Source organism: Sphingobium fontiphilum (assembly GCF_014196635.1).
Lineage (GTDB): Bacteria > Pseudomonadota > Alphaproteobacteria > Sphingomonadales > Sphingomonadaceae > Sphingobium > Sphingobium fontiphilum.
The window spans coordinates 106,273-125,278 of record NZ_JACIEB010000009.1; the positions used below are offsets into that span (position 1 = coordinate 106,273).

Genomic DNA, 19,006 nt, shown 5'->3' on the forward strand with positions numbered 1-19,006 from the left:
TGCGGCTGGTAATTTTCATCCCGTCCGCCTACCCGGCGGGCGGGATTTTTCTTTTGGGGAGTGACGCGCGATGCAATTGTGGGTGGGCCTTGGCAATCCCGGTCCGCAATATGCGCTGCACCGGCACAATGTCGGCTTCATGGCGCTGGATGTCATCGCCGACATGTATCGTTTCTCGCCCGCGAAGAAGCAGTTTCAGGGCTGGACGCAGGAAGGGCGGATCGGGACGGAGAAGGTCATCCTGCTCAAACCCGCAACCTTCATGAACGAAAGCGGCCGCTCGGTCGGCGCGGCCATGCGCTTCTACAAATTGACGCCTCAGGACGTGACCGTCTTTCACGACGAACTCGATCTTGCCCCCATGAAGGTGAAGGTGAAGCGCGGCGGCGGCACGGCCGGGCACAATGGCCTGCGCTCCACCGACGCGCATATCGGCCCCGATTTCCGCCGCGTGCGCATCGGCATCGGCCATCCGGGCCACAAGGACCGGGTGCATGGCTATGTGCTCGGCAATTATCACAAGAGCGAGCAGGACGCGCTGACCGACATGCTGGGCGCCATCGGCGCGGAGGCGCCCTGGCTGGCTGCGGGCGACGACGCGCGCTTCATGAACGACGTGGCGCTGCGCACGACGGGCTGATTGCGCCGCGGCCTGCGCCCGTTAACCCCATCCCTTCACGCTCACGCAATATCCGGCCCGCACATTGAAGCAGTCCCGGGGGGAAACTGGGAGAATGCAATGCCCGACAAGCAATGGAACGGCCGGACGGAGCGCCGCCGCGACCCCCGATATGTCGCCGACATCAACGGACGGCTGCTATGGGACGGAATGAATCAGCCCGTCAACATCGTCGACATTTCGCGCTATGGCGCCCTGCTCGACAGCCGCTATCCGCCGCCGGTCGGCACCCGCGTGACGTTGATCGCCGATGGGCTGGAAAGGACTGGCACGGTCATCTGGCTGGGCGTCGATCAGTGCGGCATCCTGCTCAGCCGGGCGGTCGAGCCCTTGCGCGTCATCCGCGAAAGGCCGGTGCGGACCAAAAGCATCACGGTCAGGGCCATGCTCTGATCCGCGTGGATCAACCGGCCAATGTCGCCGCCCGTGCAAACACGGCGTCGAACATGTCGTCGGTCAGCCGCCCGGTATTCCGGTTATAACGCGAGCAATGATAGCTGTCGATCAACACCCGGCCATCGGGCATCCGATGTTCGGCCAGATGGGCAAAGCGCGCCTTGGGCAGCTTGCCGCCCAGCAGCTTGACAGTCGACCGGTGGGCGATTTCACCCAGCGCCACGAAAATATGCGCCTGCGGCAGCGCCTCTATGGCGCGGTCCAGAAAGGGACGACAATTGCGCGCCTCTTCCGGCGTGGGCTTGTTCTGCGGCGGCAGGCAATGGACCGCATTGAGGATCGCCACGCCGCGCAGCGTGACTCCATCGTCGCCATGCCCCTGATAATCGCCCTCGACCCACCCCTGCCTCGCCAGCGCGGCGAACAGCGCCACGCCTGAATCATCGCCGGTGAACGGGCGACCCGTGCGGTTGGCGCCCATGCGCCCAGGCGCCAGACCGACGATCACGATCCGCGCCTGCGGGTCGCCAAAGCCGGGCACCGGCGCATTCCACCAGTCGGGATGCTCGGCGCGGCATTGCGCCCGCAATTCCACCATGCGCGGACAGAGCAGGCAATCGCGCGGCGGCGCGCCCGATGCGAAGGGGCTTTGCAGGATCATCCCGCCCCGATAGGCCGCACGGCATGACCTTCGCAAGCCATGCCCATCTCTATGCCCTGTCCATGGGATCGAATCGGCCGATCAGCGCCCGCCTGTCGCCGCGCGCGATCCTCCCGGCGGCGGTGGAGGCGCTTGCCAGACAGGGCGGGACTGTGATCGCGGTTGCGCCAACCATCATCACACCGCCGCTCGGCCCGTCGGCACGGCGTTACGCCAACAGCGCGCTGATCCTGGCCAGCCCGCTGCCCCCATCCGCCCTGCTGGCGCTGATCCACGCCATTGAGGCGCGCTTTGGCCGCCGCCGCCATCGCCGTTGGGGCGCCCGAACGCTGGACATCGACATCCTGCTGTGGTCGGGCGGCCGGAAAAGGGGGCGGCATCTGTCCATCCCCCACCCCGCCTTCGCCACGCGCGCCTTCGTGCTGGCGCCGCTCTGCCGGATCGCACCGGACTGGCGCGATCCGATCAGCGGCCTGTCCGTCCGCCAACTCCACCATCGCCTGCAAAAGCCGCACCGCAAAACTTGACCCCGCGCCCCACCGCCTCTAGGGGGAGCCGCACCCGGCAAGTGGGTCCATAGCTCAGTCGGTAGAGCAACTGACTTTTAATCAGTAGGTCGCTGGTTCGAACCCAGCTGGACTCACCACTTCCTCCATCGTTGCGCGCCATCGCCAACCGGCCTATCTTCCGGTTCAGGGAGAAAGATGATGATGCGTGCTTCGATGATGATGGCGTTGTTGGCGGCCTCCATGGCCGCGCCGGGCGATGCACAGGCCCAGAGCCAGCGGGATCTGCGCCGGGCGGTGGATGCGGCGATTGCGTCCGACATCGCGGCTGATCGTCAGGCGGAGCGCGAGGCCAAGCAATATCCCTATGCCGACGACCGGCAGGGCGGCATTGCCTCCACCGCCGCCGCCCGCGACGCCTGTGGCGCCCGTGCGGCGGGCCAGCTCAGCGCTTCGGCGAAGGTCATCGGCCAATCCTATGCCCGCCCCATGTCCACCGGCTGGGAGGTCGAAGGCGTGGTTGGCGATACGCAGGGCGACGTCAACTTCGTCTGCTCGGTGCGCAATGGTTCGGTCACCGGGGTCTTGCTGAACCCCTGATCGCTCGCCCGCCCCTCCGATCAGATGCCGCCGGCGATCGTGGGCCAGCCGGCCTTTTCCAGCGCCGCCTTCAAATCGGCCATGCAGGCGTCCAGTCCCGCCTGCGAGGTTGATCGGACGACGAAATTGGCGCCCACCCGGCCTTCGCGGAAAAAAGGATAGCTGCCGATCTGGCACCCGTCATGGCTCCGCTCGGCTTCGCTCAAAAGGTCGGCGATCTCGCTCTCCGCCACCCAGCAACCGATCTGCGCGGACAAGAGCGGCGCGCCGCCCTCCAGCGTGCCGGTCAGCGCCTCCAGCATCCCGGCGGTGATGTGCGGCACACCCGCCATGATGAAGATATTGCCAAGGCGAATGCCCGGCGCGCCCGACATGCGGTTTTCGATGAGGTCCGCGCCCGCGGGCACCCGCGCCATGCGCAGCCGCGCCTCCGTCAGTCCGCCGCGCGTTTCATAATAGCCCGCCAGCATCGCTCGCGCCGCCGGATGGACCTCCACCCCCACGCCCAGCGCCATGGCGATGGCGTCGACGGTGATGTCGTCATGCGTCGGACCGATGCCGCCGGTGGTGAACAGATAATCGTTGCGCGCGCGCAGGGCGTTGACCGCTTCACCAATGGCGTCGCTGTCGTCCGCGACGACGCGCACTTCCCTCAGGCGAATGCCCTGCACGTTCAGCCAGCTCGCGATCTGGGCGATGTTCCGGTCCTGCGTCCGGCCCGACAATATTTCGTCGCCGATGACAATCAGCGCGGCGGTCCAGATGCGTTCCCGAGCTCCCATGCCATCGCCCATAGCGGCTGGCGCTGATCCTGCAAAGGGGCCGCGCGGCCCCCTCGCAATATCCGCCCGCCCCTCCTATAGTCATCGCCATGACCGAATATATGACGATGACGGCCGACGCGCCGATTTCACGATCCACCGCGATCAAACTGTATGACGAAGCCGGTTTTGCCGGGATGCGCCGGGCCGGGCGCCTCGCCGCCGAGATACTCGACGCGCTGGTCCCCCATGTCGTGCCGGGCGTATCGACGCAGGAACTGGACGACATCGTCCGTTCCATGACGCTGGCGGGCGGCGGCGTGCCCGCGACGCTGGGCTATCGCGGCTACACGCACAGTTGCTGCATCAGCCTGAACAACGTCATCTGCCACGGCATTCCGGGCGACTATCGCCTGAAGGAAGGCGACATCCTCAACATCGACGTGACGCCGCAGGTCGACGGATGGCATGGCGACAGCAGCCGCATGTATATTGTCGGCGAAACCTCCATCAAGGCGCGCCGCCTGATCGACGTGACCTATGAATGCCTGATGCTGGGCATCGAACAGGCAAGGCCGGGCAATCATCTGGGCGACATCGGCCACGCCATTCAGGTTCATGCCGAAAAACATCGTTACGGCGTGGTGCGCGACTTTTGCGGCCATGGCCTGGGCAAGGTGTTCCACGACAGCCCCGAAGTGGTGCATGTCGGCCGCCCCCGCACGGGGCCGGAACTGCGCCCCGGCATGTTCTTCACCATCGAACCGATGATCAACATCGGCAAGCCCGGCATCCGCTTGATGGAGGACGGATGGACGGCGGTGACCCGCGACCGCACCCTGTCCGCCCAGTTCGAACATTCGATCGGAATCACCGAAACGGGCTGCGAGATCTTCACCAAAAGCCCCACTGGCCTGGACGCGCCGCCCTATGTCGGCTGACCGTGCGGAAGGTGCCCAAAATTGAGGCAGCGCGACAGGAAATTGCACGAAATGCGGGCAATATGGACAAAGAATGGCGCATGGCCGATGCAGGTTGTGGCGATTCGTTGATTGGCACGGTAATTGATTGTTAACGGGGCGTCGGCGGTTTTGGGGGCAAGGCCGAACGTCACCGGGAGAACCGGCGGAAGGGGCCACAAGGCCCTGAGCGCCAGGGTGCGACTGGGGTTGAAAGAAGAGCGATGAAAAAAGTCGAAGCGATCATCAAACCGTTCAAGCTGGATGAAGTGAAGGAAGCCCTTCACGAAGTCGGCGTATCGGGCATCACCGTCACCGAAGCCAAGGGTTTCGGCCGCCAGAAGGGGCATACCGAACTTTATCGCGGCGCCGAATATGTCGTCGATTTCCTGCCGAAGGTGAAGCTGGAGGTCGTGGTCGACGACATGATGGCCGACCGTGTGGTCGAAGCCATCTGCGCCGCCGCCCAGACCGGCCGCATCGGCGACGGCAAGATTTTCGTTTCCTCGGTGGAACAGGCGGTCCGCATCCGCACCGGCGAGCGCGACAGCGACGCGATCTGAGGAAATTTTCCATTTTGCGGTCGGCGGCGGTGGCTGGCGGACGCAGGGTAATAGTCAAGCAATCACCTTCCCCTTCGGGGGGGAAACATGAGAGAAGGGCAAGCGCACATGGCCAATACGCCAAAAGACATTCTCAAGATGATCGAGGAAAAGGAGATCGAGTGGGTCGACGTCCGCTTCACCGATCCCAAGGGCGCTTGGCACCACCTGACCATGTGCGCCAGCGTCATTGGCGAAAATGAGCTGACCGACGGCCTGATGTTCGACGGCTCCTCGATCGAGGGCTGGAAGGAAATCAACGAATCGGACATGATCCTCAAGCCCGATCTGGACGCGGTCTATATCGACCCGTTCAGCGCGACGCCGATGATGATCCTGGTGTGCGACATCGTCGAACCGGAAGACGGCTCGCTCTATTCGCGCGATCCGCGCTCGACCGCCAAGCGCGCCGAAGCCTTCCTGAAGTCGACGGGCCTGGGCGACACCGTCTATATCGGTCCGGAACCCGAATTCTTCATGTTCGACAGCGTCGAATTCGACAACACCTACTCGTCGAGCTTTTACAAGCTGGACGACGTCGAATTGCCGACCAACACCGGCACCAAATATGAAGGCGGCAACATGGGCCACCGCCCGCGCGCCAAGGGCGGTTACTTCCCCGTTGGCCCGGTCGACGTGACCACCGACATCCGCGCCGAAATGGTGACGACGCTGATGGAAATGGGCCTGCCCATGGACAAGCATCACCACGAAGTCGCCGGTTCGCAGCACGAACTGGGCCTGACCTTCGGCAAGCTGGTGGAAACCTGCGACCGCATCCAGATCTACAAATATGTCGTGAAGATGGTCGCCCAGGCCTATGGCAAGACCGCCACCTTCATGCCCAAGCCGATCAAGGCCGACAACGGGTCGGGCATGCATACCCACATCTCGATCTGGAACGAGGGCAAGAACACCTTCGCCGGCGACGGCTATGCCGGGCTGTCCGACACCTGCCTCTACTTCATCGGCGGCGTCATCAAGCACGCCAAGGCGATCAACGCCTTCACCAACCCGACCACCAACAGCTACAAGCGTCTGGTGCCCGGCTTCGAAGCCCCCGTGCTGCTCGCCTACTCGGCGCGCAACCGTTCGGCTTCCTGCCGCATCCCCTATGGCGCTGGCACCAAGGCGAAGCGCGTCGAATTCCGCTTCCCCGATCCGCTGGCCAACTCCTACCTCGCCACGGCCGCGCTGCTGATGGGGGGCATCGACGGGATCGAAAACAAGATCCATCCCGGCGAAGCCATGGACAAGAACCTCTACGATCTGCCGCCGGCCGAACTGTCGCTGGTGCCGACCGTCTGCGGTTCGCTGCGTGAAGCGCTGGAATCGCTCGAAAAGGACCAGGACTTCCTGCTCAAGGGCGGCGTGTTCACCAAGGACCAGATCGACGCCTATATGGAACTGAAGTGGCCGGAAGTATATCGTTGGGAAATGGCGCCCAGCCCGGTCGAATTCGACATGTATTACAGCGGCTGATCCCTTTCTCGGCCGTTTCGTGGGGAAAGCCCGGTCGCGCATCGCGCGGCCGGGTTTTTCTTTTTTGCAGCCGATCCTGATCAGCGCAGGCGGGTGATCCGCCCGAACAGGACATGATAGCCATCGCCCTGCCCGCCCGTGTCGAATGCCGCCATCACCCGCCGCATCACACCCGGCCCAAGCGGCGCGACGCCATCGCGCGGCACCACCGCGCCAATGCCGCGCAAATGGCCGATCAGCCCGCGCGCGTCGCCGCAATCGAGCGGATAATCCTCGTCAAAGGCGAAGGCATCGTCAAAGGCCGTCAGGCTGGCGCGCAACCGGTCCAGCGAAGGATAGGCCGGAACCGCCGCCACCGCGCCGCAGACCGCATGCGCCGCCCGCCAGCGCGCAAAGCTGCGTTCGCCCATGGTGGAAAAGATCAGGCTGCCGCCCGGCCGCAGCAACTCCGCCAACCGCTTGAGCGCCCCATCAAGATCGTCAAACCACTGAAAAGCCAGACTGGAGAGGATGAGGTCGAACCATTGTCCCTCAAAAGGCGGCGTCTCGCCGTCCATCGCCAGGAACGTGCCGCCGATCATGGCGTCGCGCGCCGCATGATCGACCATGGCGGGCGCGATATCCGTCACCAGCAAGCGTCCATCGGGCCATTGCCGCTGCAAATGCCGGGTCAGCAGGCCAGTGCCGCAGCCGATTTCCCAGATATGCGGCGCCCCTTGCCTGTGCTGGCGCGCGGCCAGATCGGCGACCAGCGTTGCTGCGGCGCGTTGCGGCCCGGCATGGGCCTCATAATCGGTCGCCGCCGCGCCGAAGCTGTCGCTTATCCGTTGCTTGCGCCCGTCAATCATGGCTAGTCGCATGACAGAAACCAGCGTCCCAAGGAAGCCCATGTCCCCCACCCCATCCCGTGTCGCCGCCATGGACATGCTTCGCGGCGTTGCGGTGCTGGGCATATTGTGGATGAACATCACCGCCTTCGCCCAGCCCAGCGCCGCTTATCTCAACCCCGCAGCGGCCGGGCCGCTTTCGGCGATGGACAAGATCGTCTGGCTGGTCGGCTTCGTCGTCGTGGACGGCAAGATGCGCGCCCTTTTCGCCATGCTGTTTGGCGCGTCGATGCTGCTGGCGATCGACAAGGCGGAAATGGCCGGACGCGACGGGTGGCGCGCCCATGTCCATCGCGCCATCTGGCTGCTTGTCATCGGCCTCACCCATTATCTGCTGCTCTGGTGGGGCGACATATTGGCCTATTACGCCATCGTCGGCGTTCTTGCCCTGCCGCTGACGACGCGCGAACCGATGGCGCTCATTAAATGGGCGCTGATCGCCTTTCTGATCCATTTCCTGCTGGTCGCGAGCACGATCGGCGGATTTTATCTGTGGCAAAGCGCCGCCACGGCGGCCGATGCCGCACCCGCGACCGTGGCGGGCTGGCGCGATTTCACCGCCAGCATGAGCGATCCCGCCAGCACAGCGATACAAGACGACATCGCCATCCACCGTTCGGGCCTGCCGACGATCATCGCCCACAGGATCGACCTGCTATCCAGCGACTGGCTGCGCGGCCTGCTCTTCACCGGATTTGAGATATTCGGTTTCATGGCGCTGGGCATGGCGATGTTGAAAAGCGGCTTCCTGCTGGGCCAATGGGATAGCGAACATTATCGCCAGACGGCGCGCCATTGTTTCCTCATCGCCGTCCCGCCGATGCTGGGCATCGGCCTTTGGGTGATCGCGACGGGATTTGAACTCCTGCCGGCAACAGGGGCCGTCATCGCCTGGTCTTTCCCCTTCCGCATCCCTCTGGCCGTAGGCTGGGCGTCGCTGCTGCTCTGGCTGTTCCGACGCCAGCCCGACGCCGCCGCCTTCATCCGCCTGGGCACGGTCGGACGATTCGCCCTTTCCAATTATCTGGGTTCCTCACTGCTGATGACCGCCATCTTCTATGGCTGGGGTATTGGCCTGTTTGCGCGCGTCGGACTGGCGCAGCAGATGATCTTCGTGCTGGCGGGATGGGCGCTCATCCTCCTGTGGTCCCCGCTGTGGGCCGCCCGTTTCCGAATCGGCCCGGCCGAATGGATCTGGCGCTGCCTGGCGAGCCGAAAGCTGCAAAAGCTGCGGCTATAGGTATTTCTACTATTGCGACCCATTATCAAATTCGCTATCTCTGCCTGCAGGAGAAAGCGATGGTTGTCTGCGTCTGCAATGCCATAAGGGAAAAGGATCTGAAGGAGGCCGTGCGCGATGGCGCCGACACCCCGTGCAGCGCCTATGCCCGCTTCGGCCGCCGCCCCAAATGCGGCCAGTGCGTCCCCTTTGCCCGCACCATCATCGCCGCCGAACGCGCCTCCGCCTGAAAGCGCGAAGGTCTCGCAATAGCATATTGAAATTACGTCCATTTCCTGCTGCTTCCCGCCTTAACTTCATCGCGTGAAGGGTCTATAGTCGCGGGCAACCACGACAACAGGCGGAGCAGTCACCATGAAGGGCGACCCCAAGGTCATCGATTTCCTCAACGACGCGCTCAAAAATGAGCTGACGGCGATCAACCAGTATTTCCTGCATTACCGGATGCTGGGCCATTGGGGCGTCAAGAAGCTCGCCAAGTTTGAATATGAAGAATCGATCGACGAGATGAAACACGCCGACAAGCTGGCGGAGCGCATCCTGTTCCTTGATGGCCTGCCCAATTTCCAGCTTCTGGGACGTCTGAAAATCGGCGAAACCGTCGAGGAAATCCTGAAGGCCGACCTTGAACTGGAATATGAAGCCTTGCCGCCGCTGAAGGATGCCATCGCCTATTGCGAACAGATCCGCGATTATGTGTCACGCGACCTCTTCCAGTCGATTCTCGAAAGCGAGGAAGAGCATATCGACACATTGGAAACCCAGTTCGAAATGATCGAACGCATGGGCATCCAGAATTATATCCAGTTGCAGAGCGAAGCGGCCGAGGATTGATCCCGCCGGTTTGCGGACGCCTTTACAACAAGGCGTCCAGTACGCCGATCATCGGCAGATCGGCGGGCGGCATGGCGAGCGCATACATTTGCGCGGGCCGCACCCATGTTAGCGCCGTAGCGTGCCGGGCTTCCGGCACGCCTTTCCATTTGCGGCAGACATAGAGCAGCAGCAGCAATTGCCGTTCGCCCAGCGGCTCGCTGGCGAACGTCGCCGGGGCGAGACAGCTTTCATGGGTCTCGATCCCCAGTTCCTCGTGCAACTCGCGCACCAGCGCCGCTTCGGGGGTTTCGCCCGGCTCCACCTTCCCCCCCGGAAATTCCCACAATCCCGCCATGGATTTACCCGGAGGCCGTTGCTGCAAAAGGACGCGGCCATCGGCGTCGATCAGGGCGACGGCAACGACGAACAATGGTGAGGATGGTGACATGACGTCCAATGAAGGGCTTTCTTAACCCTTCCCGTTTTACAAAGTCGCGGGCGTTCTGCAACCGGGGCGGGTCTGAACATGCACGCAATGATCCAGATGATTAAGAAAATGGCGCTTTTGCGCTGCGAACGCGGTGCGACCGCGGTCGAATATGGGCTCATCATTGCGATGATCGTCCTCGCGCTCATCGCTGCGCTCAACAACATCGCCAACAAGACAACCGGCATGTGGAACAATGTATCGACAGAGGTTCTGGCCCATTAAGATCTGTTAACCAAATAAAAATTACACTTCCGAACCGACCATTAAATCTTTTTCAACCGACTGATCGTAAATCAACCCTTGCTGACCTGATCCAAATAATGGGGCGGCCGGGAAATTACGGTTCACAGTTACCATCAAGGAGACATGACATGCAGTTCATTCGTAAGATGCTGAAGAACGAAAAGGGCGCCACCGCGATCGAATACGGCCTGATCGCCGCTCTGATCGCCGTCGCCGCCATCGGCGCTATGACCAGCCTGGGCACCAAGCTGGGCAGCACCTTCAACAACGTCTCGGGCAACCTGAAGTAAGCCTGAAACGCTTGAAGCGAACAGCAAAAGGGGCGGCGGACCATGGTTCGCCGCCCCTTTTCTCATGAGTGCCGATGCGGAAGCCCAGCCATCGGCCCGGCGCGGCTTCAGGCCCCGATAGCCAGGAATTTATCGGCGCGGTCCCGGCGCAAGGCCGCACCGTCCATCACCGACAGAGCATCCAGTTCCTTCGCAATGGCGTCGGCCAGATTGGCGATGGCCTCCACCGGCTGACGATGCGCGCCGCCCACAGGTTCGGGCACGATCCGGTCGATGACGCCCAGCGCCTTGAGATGCTGCGCCGTAACCTGCATCGCCGTCGCCGCATCGCTCGCCTTGTCGGCCGTGCGCCACAGGATGGACGCGCACCCTTCGGGCGAAATCACCGAATAGACGGCATGTTCGAACATCAGCACGCGGTTGGCCGCCGCCAGCGCGACCGCGCCGCCTGATCCGCCCTCGCCCACCACGGCCGCGACCATGGGCACGCCCAGCGCCAGACAGGCCTGCGTCGAACGGGCGATAGCCTCGGCCTGCCCCCGCTCTTCCGCCTGAATGCCCGGAAATGCGCCCGATGTATCCACCAGAGTCACAACCGGCAGACTGAACCGGTCGGCCAGTTCCATCAGGCGGATCGCCTTGCGATAGCCCTCGGGCTTCGCCATGCCGAAATTATGGCGCACGCGGCTGGCGGTGTCGTCGCCCTTTTCATGGCCGATCACCATCAGGCGGCGGTCGCCCAGCGTCGCAAAACCGCCAATGATCGCCTGATCGTCGGCAAAGGCGCGATCACCGGCCAGCGGCATGAAATTGTCGAACAGACCCGCGACATAATCCTTGAAATGCGGCCTGTCGGGATGGCGGGCGACTTGCGTCTTCTGCCAAGGCGTCAGCTTCGCATAGGTGTCGGCCAGCAATTTGCTCGCGCGATCCTCCAGCTTGGCGATTTCGCCGTCAATGTCGATGTCGCCCACGCCCGCCGTGGCGCGCAATTCTGCGATTCGCGCTTCCAATTCGGCGACCGGCTTTTCAAATTCCAGAAAGCTAACCATGGCGGATGGCGTTAGGGCGCGGGAGGCGTGTCGTCAACGTGGCCCTTGCCTCGATCACGCCCGGCATGGCGCATGGCGGCCAGAGGATGACGGCTGTTGACCAGATCGACCAGTCGGCGGCTGTCGACATGGGTGTATATCTGCGTTGTGCCAATGTCGGCATGGCCCAGCATGGATTGCAGCGCGCGCAGATCCGCCCCACCCTCCAGCAAATGGGTGGCAAAGGCGTGGCGCAGCACATGAGGACTGACCCGGTCCGGCCGGATGCCGGCGGCGGCGGCCAGTTCCTTCACCATCTGATACAGGCGAATGCGGCTCAGATGCGATTTTCCCGACGGAAACAGCCAGGGCGATTCGGTCGGCACATGGGCCAGCCAGTGTCCGATGGCGGCCCGCGCGCAATCCGAAATCGGCACCAGCCTCTCCCGCCCGCCCTTGCCTTTCAGGATCAGGAACGGCCGGTCAGCGGCCAGCGCCCTGCGGGGCAGGGACACAAGCTCTGTCGCGCGCAGGCCTGACCCGTAAAGAAGCTCGATCAACGTCGCCAGCCGCAGGTCCAGCGGCGCGGGATGCTCCACCGACAGGCGTTCGGCGATCACCGCGAACAGCCTGTCCACGTCAATAACGCTCATCACCTTGGGCAAGGGGCGGCGCGTCGCGGGGCGGGCAAGGCCGCTTGCCGGATTGTCCGCCCGCAACCCTTCCTCCTCCAGAAAGGCGTAGAAGGCGCGCAAAGCCGATAATTTGCGCGCCACGCTCGACGCCGCCAGGCTGGCCCAGGCCTCCGAAAGGCGGGCCAGGTCATCGCGCGACGCTGTCCCCAAGGCCCCGACAACCTCCGCCGCCCGCTCCAGATCGGTGCGATAGGCGAGCAACGTGTTGCGCGCCGCGCCGCGTTCCGCCGCCATCATTTCCAGAAAGCGGTCGGTCAGCGCCTGGTCGTCCGGGGTCATCGCCCGGTCAGAGCCTGCTGATCGCCTCTGCCGCGATCATCCGCGCTTCGGGGTCCAGCCCGACGCGATGGAGGGCGGCAACGACATGATAGAGATGGGCGGGCGACATCTGGCCCCAGCCATTGGCCTGCATCCCGACTGCCGCCAGCAGCGCGACGGTGCCCTGCTCGCCCCGCTCAGCCGCCGCCGCGATGGCGCGCGACCAGCGGCTGTTGGCGGCCAGAGTGAAGCCCTTGTCAGCCGCGAGCTGCCCCGCGACATCGGGCGTCAGACGGGCAAGCCCGGCCAGCGCAGCGATCACCGCACGCGCCTTCGCCTCGCCTGCCGCGCCCGCATAGCCGGAAATCTTCCCTTCATTAACGTCGACCGCCACGCTCGGCGCGCCCACCGCCAGCAGCGCCCAGGCGTCGCCATTGCCCGCGCCGCTGATCTGCCCCAGCGCCCGCGCCCAGCGCGCAGCATTGCGATCATACCCGGCCGACAGCATGGACGCGATCAGACGGGCGGCGTCGGTCGCGTCAGCCTGCGCCACGGGCAGCGCGGCTGCGGCGCGAGCGGTGGCGATCAGGCCCAGATAGGATGGTGCGGCTTCCGCCCCCCATAATTGCCGCATGGCGTCGATCCGCGCCCCAACGGTCGCGCCCGCATGGGCCGAACGCAATGCCGCGATCCTGTCCGCAACCTCGGCGGGCGCGTCGCCATCCGTCCCGGCCTGGGCATAGAGACCAACGAGCGCCGCGCTGGAAAAGACGCCCAGTTGCGCCGCAACCTCCGCCCCCGGAACGCGCCGCGCCGCCGACAGCGCGGGCGCGCGCGCTTCCCATGCGCGCACATGCGACCCTGCGGTGGCGTAAAGCGGCGCGGGAATCTCGACATTGAGCGCGGTGGCGAGGCCAAAGCGCCATGCGGTCAGGCGATCAACGCCCTCCCATTCGATCTTGACCGAGCGGCGCGCGTTGAAACCCGTGCCGACAACCTTTTCGCCCAGCCGGTAATCGACGCCGCGAATGACGCCGCGCCGCTGAATCTGGTTCAGCGATCCGCTGGCGGTGCCCTGATCGCCCGACAGCGCGGCGCAGATCGGCTCGCTCATGGTCCAGGCCGGCTCCTTGCTGACCTTGCGTGCGCCCAGCGCCAGCGGACACAACCCCGCCGGATCGGCCGTCGCCAGATAGGTCTGCATCGCCACGGCATAGAGACGCGGGGTGAAATTATCGGCGTCGACGCTCTGCACCAGCAGGCGGGCGCTGTCCGCCTCGCCCATGCGCAGGAGCAGCCATGCGCGTTCCGCCACCCAGTCAGCAGCGGCGATCCCGGCGGGCGTATCGACCGACGACAGCAGCGCCCGGCGCAGCAATATCGACGCCCAGCGCGACAGCACCGGCGCGCGCGTCTGCTTCATCAATGTCGCCAGATAAGGCCCGGACGCGGTGCCAAAGGCGTTGCTGGCAAGCCCCCGGCTGCGCGGCGACAACGGCCCGATGCGATCCAGCGACCGGCGCGCACCATCGGGAAGGTCATATTTCTGACGTTCCGCCGCCAATTCCTCTTCGGACAGTTCCTCGCCGGCGGCGTTGGCGGCAAGAGTTGGCGCGACGGGCGGCGCGGAACCGGCTTCGGTTGGCACAAGCTGCGCCGGCTGGCCGGGGGCGGCGGGGCGCGGCGCGCCGGGCGCTGGCGTCGGCGCTTCGGGCGCATCGCCAAATCCTGGCGGCAACAGGGATTCGGGCGCTTCCTGCGCGACGACGGGCAGGGCCAGCGCCAGTGCGGCGGACCCCAGCATCCATTTCCAGTTCCCCCGTTCCCAGCGCATCGGCGGCTTACTGGCCCAGCTTTTCGGCCGGAATCACCTTTTCCACCGGCGCCTGCGGACGTTCCCCGCCGCGCGACCACAACAGCGCGATCAGCGCCAGCAGGATAACCACAACAACGATGGGAATGATGGGCAGGCGCGAACGACGCCGCGAAGCGCCTTCAAACGATCCGAATTTGCGGTTGCTTTTCATGAGTCCTTCTGCGGCCGAAGCGACCGGTAAAACTAGCGATTTGCCTTCAAGACGATGGGCTGTATAGCCCCGCTCGCCATGCAGCGAAACAGCAAATCCCATGAAACGGGCTGGAAAGGCGGACCGATCGTTCTGGTCGGCATGATGGGCGTGGGCAAATCCACGGTCGGGCGGCGGCTGGCGGCGCGGCTGGGCCTGCATTTCGTCGATGCCGATGAAGAAATCGAAAAGGCCGCCGGCATGACCATTACGGAAATGTTCGAACGCTATGGCGAAGCGCATTTCCGGGACGGCGAACGGCGCGTGATCGCCCGGCTGATGGATGGCGAACCGCGCGTCATCGCCACGGGCGGCGGCGCCTTCATGCAGGAGGAGACGAGGCGGCTGATCCTCAACCATGCGACCGCCGTCTGGCTCGACGCCGACATCAACATCCTGGTTGACCGGGTGTCGCGGCGCGAAGGCCGCCCGCTGCTGAAGGGCAAGGATCCGCGCGTGGTGTTGACCGAACTGGCCGCGATCCGCAACCCCGTCTACGCCCTCGCCCCCATTCATGTGAAGAGCGCGGCCGCGCCGCACGACGTGGCGGTGGAACGCATTTTGGAGAGTTTGTCGCAATGCCGATAGTGCCGGTCGCGCTGGGCGCGCGCAGCTATGATATTTTGATCGAGGATGGCGCGCTCGACCGGGCTGGCGAGCACCTCGCCCGCTATGCGCGGCGCGGGCGGCTGGTCGTCGTCACCGACGCCCATGTCGCGGCGGCGCAATTGCCGCGCCTGTCCGCCAGCCTGGCCGATGCTGGCGTGGCCGTTGAACCCATCGTTCTGCCGGCTGGCGAAGCGACCAAAAGCTGGAGCCAGCTTGCCGGGCTGATGGATGCGCTGTTGACGCTGGAAATCGAGCGCAGCGACCATATCGTGGCGCTGGGCGGCGGCGTGATCGGCGATCTGGTGGGCTTTGCCGCCGCGATCCTGAAACGCGGCTGCCATTTCGTGCAGGTTCCCACCAGCCTGCTGGCGCAAGTGGACAGTTCGGTCGGCGGCAAGACAGCGATCAACACCGGCGCTGGCAAAAATCTGGTCGGCGCGTTTCACCAGCCCGCCTTCGTGCTGATCGACCCGACGACGCTCGACACGCTGCCCCCGCGCGAAGTGCGCGCGGGCTATGCCGAGGTCGTCAAATATGGCCTGATCGACGACGCCGCCTTCTTTGCATGGTGCGAGGCGGAGGGCGAATATCTGCTGTCGGGCGACCCGGTCGCGCGGCTGCACGCCATCGAAAAGAGCGTGCGGGCCAAGGCCGCCATCGTCGCCGATGACGAGCGGGAGACGAGCGGCCGTCGCGCGCTGCTGAACCTTGGCCACACATTCGGCCATGCGCTGGAGGCGGACACCGGCTTTTCCGACGCGCTGCTGCATGGCGAGGGCGTGGCGGCGGGCATGGCTCTCGCCTTCCGCTACTCCGCCCGGCTGGGTCTGTGCCCGCCCGCCGACGCGGCGCGGGTGACGGCGCATCTGCGCGCCGTGGGCCTGCCCCATGATCTGGCCAGCGCGCATGTGTCCGGCGACGGCGCGGCGCTCGTCACCCATATGCTGCATGACAAGAAGATGGCGGCGGGAACCCTTCCCTTCCTGCTGGCGCGCGGCATCGGCCAGACCTTCCTGTCAAAGGATGTGGCGCTGGACGATGTGGCGCGTTTTCTCGATGAAGATCGCGATCAGGGCCGCCAATAGGCCCAGGCCGCCCACAGCCAGCCGGCGATCAGTAGGCTGCCGCCAATCGGCGTGATCGCGCCCAGCCAGCGCGGCGCGCCCAGCGCCATCAGGTAGAGCGTCGCCGCAAAGATCGCCGCGCCGACCAGCAGCATGGCCGCCGCGCCCCGCGCCACGCTCATGATGGCGATGGCGGCGACCGCGTGGATCAACTGATAGATGCCGCCGGTTTTAAGCCATTCGGCGGCCTGCGGGCTGGCCGCGCCATGAGCGCCGAATGCGCCCGCCGCCACCGCCAACGCCGCCGACAATGCGGCCCATATTGCGATCATGCCTCGTCCCCTCCTTCGCCGCGCGACACCAGCCGCATGGCGCGGCCCGGCCGGAACATCAGATCCTTCGCCACCAGAAGGTCGCCATGCTGGATTTGCAGGTCCAGCAGCTCGCGGTCATTGGCGCGATACTGGCGCTCCACCTCCTCGACCTGCTCGTCGGGCACGCCCAGCACCTGAAGCGACTGGACCCCCATGGCCACAGCCGATTCATAAACTTCGCGCACCACCCCGGCGAGGTCCAGAGTCTGCACCGCCAGCAATTGCCGCCTGTCGAACGCGCGCAGCATCAGCGCCGCCTGCGGAAAAGCCTCCGCAATCGGCTCCAGCAGGCGACCGTCCAGCGTCGGATCGTCAATGCAGAAGGCGATCAGGCGCGCCTCATCGGCCCCCGCCCGCCGCAACAGGTCGATCCGGGTGCCGTCGCCATAATAGACGTTCATGTCGAACCGGCTGGAAACCTCGATCTGCGCTGGCTTCTTGTCGATCAGGGTGACGGCGAAGCCATGGCCCATCAACAACTGCGCCACCGTCTGTCCGAACCGGCCATAGCCCACGATGATGGCGCTGCCCTGTGGCGCCTGCTCGGGATCGACCAGTCCCTTTTCCGATTTGGGCCGCGCAAATTCCAGCCGCCGCGCGAACAGCATCAGGAACGGCGTGGTCGCCATGGAGAAGGTGACGATGGCGCTGAACAGGCTGGCCGCCTGTGGCGCGATCAGATAGGCGGACTGGGCCTGCGCAAACAGCACGAAGCCGAATTCGCCGCCCTGGCTGAGCAACAGCCCAAGCGCGATGGATTGCGGCCATGCCATGCCAAACAGACGCGCAAGCGCCGAAATCAGCACGGCCTTCGTCGCCACCAGCATGACCGCCATGGTCAGCACGAACAGGGGATTGGCGGCGACCGTCCGCAGGTCGAGCACCATGCCGACCGCCAGGAAGAACAGCCCCAGCAGGATGGAGCGGAACGGCTCCACATCCGATTCAATCTCGTGGCGATAGGGCGAATCGGCCAGCATCACGCCCGCCACGAACGCGCCCAGCGCGGTCGACAAATGCAGCGCGTGCATCAGCGCGGCGGCCGCCAGAACGGTGAACAGGCCGACGACCACGAACAATTCCCGCTCGCCTAGCCCGCCGACCAGCCGCAACAAGGGCCGCAGGATGAAGCGCCCGGCCAGCACCAGCCCCGCAATGGCGGCGACGGTATAGCCCGCCATCATCCACCCCGGCGGCCCGCCGGCATCGGCCGGATTGCGGGAAAGCGCCGACACGATGGTGATCAGCGGCACGATGGACAGATCCTGAAACAGCAGGATCGAAAAGGCCTTCTCGCCAAAGGGCGAGTTGATCCGCCCGCTGCTTTTGAGGCCCGGCAAGACCTGCGCCGTCGACGACAGCGCCAGCGGCAGGCCCAGCGCGATCGCCGCACCCCAGGTAAAGCCCGTGGAGAAAAAGATCAGCCCGGTCAGCGCCAGCCCGCACAGAACCACCTGCGCCAGGCCGAGCGCGAAAATGTCGCGCTTCAGCCGCCACAGCCGTGTCGGATGCAGTTCCAGTCCGACCAGGAAAAGCAGCAGCACGATGCCGATTTCGGCGATGGCCAGCTTTGATTCGCCACCGCCCACCAGCCCCAGCCCCTGCGGCCCGACCAATGCGCCCGCGACCAGATAGCCCAGCACCGCGCCCAGCCCGAAACGGCGGAACAAAAGGACGAAGGCGACAGCCGCGCCCAGCAGGATGACGCCCTCGCTCAGCAATATGTCGGTGGCGCTGGCCTGCGCCGCCGCGCCCGCCTGTATCGCCACCATCATGCGTCGGCCATCCGCACGGCTTCGGCAACCGCCTCGAAACCGAGGCGAATGGAGGCGTGGCGCGCCGGATAATCGCGCGCGGGCGACAGGACGGCAAGGCCCGGCCAGAAATCCGGCTCGCCCTCGCCGCTTGCCAGCCAGATCGTCAGCCTGTCGCGCGCATCCGCCAGTTCCTGGGCGCTCATGCCGATGGCATGGGCCGCCATCAGCGCCGCCGACGCTTGCCCCAGCGCACAGGCCTTCACGTCCATGCCGAGCGCCGCAAGCCGCCCGTCAACCATGCGCACATCCACCGTCACCCGCGATCCACAGGTTGGCGAGCGTTTTTCAACGCTGGCCTGCGGATCACCCAAACGCTCATGCCGCGCGGTGCTCGTCGCCAGACGCAAAATTTCGATGTTGTAGAGGGGGGAGTTCATGGGCCCACATGTAGGGCATGAACAGCGGCGGGTGAAGGCGCGACCGCCCCTTTTGCGGAAACCTTGGACTTTTATCGACCGCGGCGCTGCCAACGTCCCGCAG

General features: G+C 65.0%; 25 protein-coding genes and 1 tRNA gene. 15 read left to right on the plus strand and 11 right to left on the minus strand.

Annotated elements, in window-relative coordinates; all coding sequences use genetic code 11:
- Window positions 1-70 precede the first annotated feature (70 nt).
- Both pth and GGR44_RS15905 read left to right on the plus strand, forming a co-directional pair.
- A complete protein-coding gene (gene pth, locus GGR44_RS15900) occupies window positions 71-640 on the plus strand; it encodes an aminoacyl-tRNA hydrolase (RefSeq protein WP_183956465.1) in 570 nt (189 codons plus the stop codon).
- 99 nt (window positions 641-739) lie between these two features.
- The gene (locus GGR44_RS15905) at window positions 740-1,072 is read left to right on the plus strand and encodes a PilZ domain-containing protein (protein WP_183956466.1); all 333 of its coding nucleotides are present in this window, start codon (window positions 740-742) and stop codon (window positions 1,070-1,072) included.
- Between the two features lie 10 nt (window positions 1,073-1,082).
- Here GGR44_RS15905 and GGR44_RS15910 read toward each other — a convergent pair whose 3' ends face one another.
- Entirely contained in the window at window positions 1,083-1,736 is a 654-nt protein-coding gene (locus tag GGR44_RS15910) for a uracil-DNA glycosylase (protein ID WP_183956467.1), read from the minus strand.
- A 23-nt stretch (window positions 1,737-1,759) separates the two neighbouring features.
- Here GGR44_RS15910 and folK point away from each other — a divergent pair, with 23 nt between their 5' ends.
- The 3 genes from folK (at window position 1,760) to GGR44_RS15925 (ending at window position 2,842) form a co-directional block, all read left to right on the plus strand.
- Window positions 1,760-2,263, plus strand: coding sequence for a 2-amino-4-hydroxy-6-hydroxymethyldihydropteridine diphosphokinase (gene folK / locus GGR44_RS15915; RefSeq protein WP_183956468.1), 504 nt, complete (start codon window positions 1,760-1,762; stop codon window positions 2,261-2,263).
- A 43-nt stretch (window positions 2,264-2,306) separates the two neighbouring features.
- Window positions 2,307-2,382, plus strand: a tRNA-Lys gene (locus GGR44_RS15920).
- 58 nt (window positions 2,383-2,440) lie between these two features.
- The gene (locus tag GGR44_RS15925) at window positions 2,441-2,842 is read left to right on the plus strand and encodes a hypothetical protein (RefSeq protein ID WP_246344719.1); all 402 of its coding nucleotides are present in this window, start codon (window positions 2,441-2,443) and stop codon (window positions 2,840-2,842) included.
- Window positions 2,843-2,862: 20 nt separating this feature from the next.
- Here GGR44_RS15925 and GGR44_RS15930 read toward each other — a convergent pair whose 3' ends face one another.
- A complete protein-coding gene (locus GGR44_RS15930; RefSeq protein WP_183956469.1) occupies window positions 2,863-3,624 on the minus strand; it encodes a competence/damage-inducible protein A in 762 nt (253 codons plus the stop codon).
- An 89-nt stretch (window positions 3,625-3,713) separates the two neighbouring features.
- Between GGR44_RS15930 and map the strand changes: the two genes are divergently transcribed.
- The 3 genes from map (at window position 3,714) to glnA (ending at window position 6,646) form a co-directional block, all read left to right on the plus strand.
- Window positions 3,714-4,544 (plus strand): type I methionyl aminopeptidase, encoded by an 831-nt coding sequence (gene map / locus GGR44_RS15935; RefSeq protein WP_183956470.1) that lies wholly within the window; start codon window positions 3,714-3,716, stop codon window positions 4,542-4,544.
- A 242-nt stretch (window positions 4,545-4,786) separates the two neighbouring features.
- Window positions 4,787-5,125: a P-II family nitrogen regulator gene (locus tag GGR44_RS15940; RefSeq protein ID WP_183956471.1), complete on the plus strand. Its 339-nt coding sequence runs from the start codon at window positions 4,787-4,789 to the stop codon at window positions 5,123-5,125.
- 108 nt (window positions 5,126-5,233) lie between these two features.
- Window positions 5,234-6,646 carry a type I glutamate--ammonia ligase gene (gene glnA, locus GGR44_RS15945; RefSeq protein ID WP_183956472.1) on the plus strand — a complete coding sequence of 471 codons (1,413 nt, stop codon included), beginning with the start codon at window positions 5,234-5,236 and terminating at the stop codon, window positions 6,644-6,646.
- A gap of 80 nt (window positions 6,647-6,726) precedes the next feature.
- Here glnA and GGR44_RS15950 read toward each other — a convergent pair whose 3' ends face one another.
- Window positions 6,727-7,494: a methyltransferase domain-containing protein gene (locus GGR44_RS15950; protein ID WP_183956473.1), complete on the minus strand. Its 768-nt coding sequence runs from the start codon at window positions 7,492-7,494 to the stop codon at window positions 6,727-6,729.
- Between the two features lie 40 nt (window positions 7,495-7,534).
- On the opposite strand from GGR44_RS15950, the gene GGR44_RS15955 reads away from it, so the two are divergent.
- From GGR44_RS15955 to bfr, 3 genes are all read left to right on the plus strand, one after another.
- Window positions 7,535-8,773: a DUF418 domain-containing protein gene (locus GGR44_RS15955; protein ID WP_183956474.1), complete on the plus strand. Its 1,239-nt coding sequence runs from the start codon at window positions 7,535-7,537 to the stop codon at window positions 8,771-8,773.
- Between the two features lie 59 nt (window positions 8,774-8,832).
- Window positions 8,833-9,003 (plus strand): (2Fe-2S)-binding protein, encoded by a 171-nt coding sequence (locus GGR44_RS15960; RefSeq protein WP_017182815.1) that lies wholly within the window; start codon window positions 8,833-8,835, stop codon window positions 9,001-9,003.
- 124 nt (window positions 9,004-9,127) lie between these two features.
- On the plus strand, window positions 9,128-9,607 hold the full coding sequence (gene bfr, locus GGR44_RS15965) for a bacterioferritin (protein ID WP_183956475.1): 480 nt from the start codon (window positions 9,128-9,130) through the stop codon (window positions 9,605-9,607).
- 22 nt (window positions 9,608-9,629) lie between these two features.
- Here the strand turns inward: bfr and GGR44_RS15970 are convergent, their stop codons facing one another.
- A complete protein-coding gene (locus GGR44_RS15970; protein WP_183956476.1) occupies window positions 9,630-10,037 on the minus strand; it encodes a (deoxy)nucleoside triphosphate pyrophosphohydrolase in 408 nt (135 codons plus the stop codon).
- A gap of 78 nt (window positions 10,038-10,115) precedes the next feature.
- Between GGR44_RS15970 and GGR44_RS15975 the strand changes: the two genes are divergently transcribed.
- Window positions 10,116-10,301 (plus strand): Flp family type IVb pilin, encoded by a 186-nt coding sequence (locus tag GGR44_RS15975; protein ID WP_183956477.1) that lies wholly within the window; start codon window positions 10,116-10,118, stop codon window positions 10,299-10,301.
- A 149-nt stretch (window positions 10,302-10,450) separates the two neighbouring features.
- The gene (locus tag GGR44_RS15980) at window positions 10,451-10,612 is read left to right on the plus strand and encodes a Flp family type IVb pilin (protein WP_056687935.1); all 162 of its coding nucleotides are present in this window, start codon (window positions 10,451-10,453) and stop codon (window positions 10,610-10,612) included.
- 107 nt (window positions 10,613-10,719) lie between these two features.
- On the opposite strand, the gene GGR44_RS15985 is transcribed toward GGR44_RS15980, so the two are convergent.
- From GGR44_RS15985 to GGR44_RS16000, 4 genes are read right to left on the minus strand one after another with little or no spacing between them, the layout of a single operon-like run.
- Entirely contained in the window at window positions 10,720-11,664 is a 945-nt protein-coding gene (locus tag GGR44_RS15985; RefSeq protein ID WP_183956478.1) for an acetyl-CoA carboxylase carboxyltransferase subunit alpha, read from the minus strand.
- Window positions 11,665-11,675: 11 nt separating this feature from the next.
- Window positions 11,676-12,617 (minus strand): tyrosine recombinase, encoded by a 942-nt coding sequence (locus tag GGR44_RS15990; RefSeq protein WP_183956479.1) that lies wholly within the window; start codon window positions 12,615-12,617, stop codon window positions 11,676-11,678.
- 7 nt (window positions 12,618-12,624) lie between these two features.
- A complete protein-coding gene (locus tag GGR44_RS15995) occupies window positions 12,625-14,430 on the minus strand; it encodes a hypothetical protein (protein WP_183956480.1) in 1,806 nt (601 codons plus the stop codon).
- 7 nt (window positions 14,431-14,437) lie between these two features.
- Window positions 14,438-14,623 carry a hypothetical protein gene (locus tag GGR44_RS16000; protein WP_183956481.1) on the minus strand — a complete coding sequence of 62 codons (186 nt, stop codon included), beginning with the start codon at window positions 14,621-14,623 and terminating at the stop codon, window positions 14,438-14,440.
- 78 nt (window positions 14,624-14,701) lie between these two features.
- Between GGR44_RS16000 and GGR44_RS16005 the strand changes: the two genes are divergently transcribed.
- On the plus strand, window positions 14,702-15,250 hold the full coding sequence (locus tag GGR44_RS16005; RefSeq protein WP_183956482.1) for a shikimate kinase: 549 nt from the start codon (window positions 14,702-14,704) through the stop codon (window positions 15,248-15,250).
- The gene (gene aroB, locus GGR44_RS16010) at window positions 15,241-16,356 is read left to right on the plus strand and encodes a 3-dehydroquinate synthase (RefSeq protein ID WP_183956483.1); all 1,116 of its coding nucleotides are present in this window, start codon (window positions 15,241-15,243) and stop codon (window positions 16,354-16,356) included. Before GGR44_RS16005 ends, aroB begins: the two co-directional genes overlap by 10 nt.
- On the opposite strand, the gene GGR44_RS16015 is transcribed toward aroB, so the two are convergent.
- From GGR44_RS16015 to GGR44_RS16025, 3 genes are read right to left on the minus strand one after another with little or no spacing between them, the layout of a single operon-like run.
- Window positions 16,341-16,667, minus strand: a complete 327-nt coding sequence (locus GGR44_RS16015) for a DUF423 domain-containing protein (protein ID WP_183956484.1) — start codon at window positions 16,665-16,667, stop codon at window positions 16,341-16,343. The genes aroB and GGR44_RS16015 overlap by 16 nt on opposite strands.
- A complete protein-coding gene (locus GGR44_RS16020) occupies window positions 16,664-18,484 on the minus strand; it encodes a cation:proton antiporter domain-containing protein (protein WP_246344723.1) in 1,821 nt (606 codons plus the stop codon). The genes GGR44_RS16015 and GGR44_RS16020 overlap by 4 nt, the downstream gene beginning before the upstream one ends.
- The gene (locus GGR44_RS16025; protein WP_183956485.1) at window positions 18,481-18,903 is read right to left on the minus strand and encodes an iron-sulfur cluster assembly scaffold protein; all 423 of its coding nucleotides are present in this window, start codon (window positions 18,901-18,903) and stop codon (window positions 18,481-18,483) included. The genes GGR44_RS16020 and GGR44_RS16025 overlap by 4 nt, the downstream gene beginning before the upstream one ends.
- Window positions 18,904-19,006: the final 103 nt, after the last annotated feature.

Excerpts from the sequence above, each read along its gene's own strand:
- pth (WP_183956465.1), top strand. The coding sequence starts at position 71 with ATGCAATTGTGGGTGGGCCTTGGCAATCCCGGTCCGCAATATGCGCTG.
- GGR44_RS15905 (WP_183956466.1), top strand. The coding sequence starts at position 740 with ATGCCCGACAAGCAATGGAACGGCCGGACGGAGCGCCGCCGCGACCCC.
- GGR44_RS15910 (WP_183956467.1), bottom strand. The coding sequence starts at position 1,736 with ATGATCCTGCAAAGCCCCTTCGCATCGGGCGCGCCGCCGCGCGATTGC.
- folK (WP_183956468.1), top strand. The coding sequence starts at position 1,760 with ATGACCTTCGCAAGCCATGCCCATCTCTATGCCCTGTCCATGGGATCG.
- GGR44_RS15925 (WP_246344719.1), top strand. The coding sequence starts at position 2,441 with ATGATGATGCGTGCTTCGATGATGATGGCGTTGTTGGCGGCCTCCATG.
- GGR44_RS15930 (WP_183956469.1), bottom strand. The coding sequence starts at position 3,624 with ATGGGAGCTCGGGAACGCATCTGGACCGCCGCGCTGATTGTCATCGGC.
- map (WP_183956470.1), top strand. The coding sequence starts at position 3,714 with ATGACCGAATATATGACGATGACGGCCGACGCGCCGATTTCACGATCC.
- GGR44_RS15940 (WP_183956471.1), top strand. The coding sequence starts at position 4,787 with ATGAAAAAAGTCGAAGCGATCATCAAACCGTTCAAGCTGGATGAAGTG.
- glnA (WP_183956472.1), top strand. The coding sequence starts at position 5,234 with ATGGCCAATACGCCAAAAGACATTCTCAAGATGATCGAGGAAAAGGAG.
- GGR44_RS15950 (WP_183956473.1), bottom strand. The coding sequence starts at position 7,494 with ATGATTGACGGGCGCAAGCAACGGATAAGCGACAGCTTCGGCGCGGCG.
- GGR44_RS15955 (WP_183956474.1), top strand. The coding sequence starts at position 7,535 with ATGTCCCCCACCCCATCCCGTGTCGCCGCCATGGACATGCTTCGCGGC.
- GGR44_RS15960 (WP_017182815.1), top strand. The coding sequence starts at position 8,833 with ATGGTTGTCTGCGTCTGCAATGCCATAAGGGAAAAGGATCTGAAGGAG.
- bfr (WP_183956475.1), top strand. The coding sequence starts at position 9,128 with ATGAAGGGCGACCCCAAGGTCATCGATTTCCTCAACGACGCGCTCAAA.
- GGR44_RS15970 (WP_183956476.1), bottom strand. The coding sequence starts at position 10,037 with ATGTCACCATCCTCACCATTGTTCGTCGTTGCCGTCGCCCTGATCGAC.
- GGR44_RS15975 (WP_183956477.1), top strand. The coding sequence starts at position 10,116 with ATGCACGCAATGATCCAGATGATTAAGAAAATGGCGCTTTTGCGCTGC.
- GGR44_RS15980 (WP_056687935.1), top strand. The coding sequence starts at position 10,451 with ATGCAGTTCATTCGTAAGATGCTGAAGAACGAAAAGGGCGCCACCGCG.
- GGR44_RS15985 (WP_183956478.1), bottom strand. The coding sequence starts at position 11,664 with ATGGTTAGCTTTCTGGAATTTGAAAAGCCGGTCGCCGAATTGGAAGCG.
- GGR44_RS15990 (WP_183956479.1), bottom strand. The coding sequence starts at position 12,617 with ATGACCCCGGACGACCAGGCGCTGACCGACCGCTTTCTGGAAATGATG.
- GGR44_RS15995 (WP_183956480.1), bottom strand. The coding sequence starts at position 14,430 with ATGCGCTGGGAACGGGGGAACTGGAAATGGATGCTGGGGTCCGCCGCA.
- GGR44_RS16000 (WP_183956481.1), bottom strand. The coding sequence starts at position 14,623 with ATGAAAAGCAACCGCAAATTCGGATCGTTTGAAGGCGCTTCGCGGCGT.
- GGR44_RS16005 (WP_183956482.1), top strand. The coding sequence starts at position 14,702 with ATGCAGCGAAACAGCAAATCCCATGAAACGGGCTGGAAAGGCGGACCG.
- aroB (WP_183956483.1), top strand. The coding sequence starts at position 15,241 with ATGCCGATAGTGCCGGTCGCGCTGGGCGCGCGCAGCTATGATATTTTG.
- GGR44_RS16015 (WP_183956484.1), bottom strand. The coding sequence starts at position 16,667 with ATGATCGCAATATGGGCCGCATTGTCGGCGGCGTTGGCGGTGGCGGCG.
- GGR44_RS16020 (WP_246344723.1), bottom strand. The coding sequence starts at position 18,484 with ATGATGGTGGCGATACAGGCGGGCGCGGCGGCGCAGGCCAGCGCCACC.
- GGR44_RS16025 (WP_183956485.1), bottom strand. The coding sequence starts at position 18,903 with ATGAACTCCCCCCTCTACAACATCGAAATTTTGCGTCTGGCGACGAGC.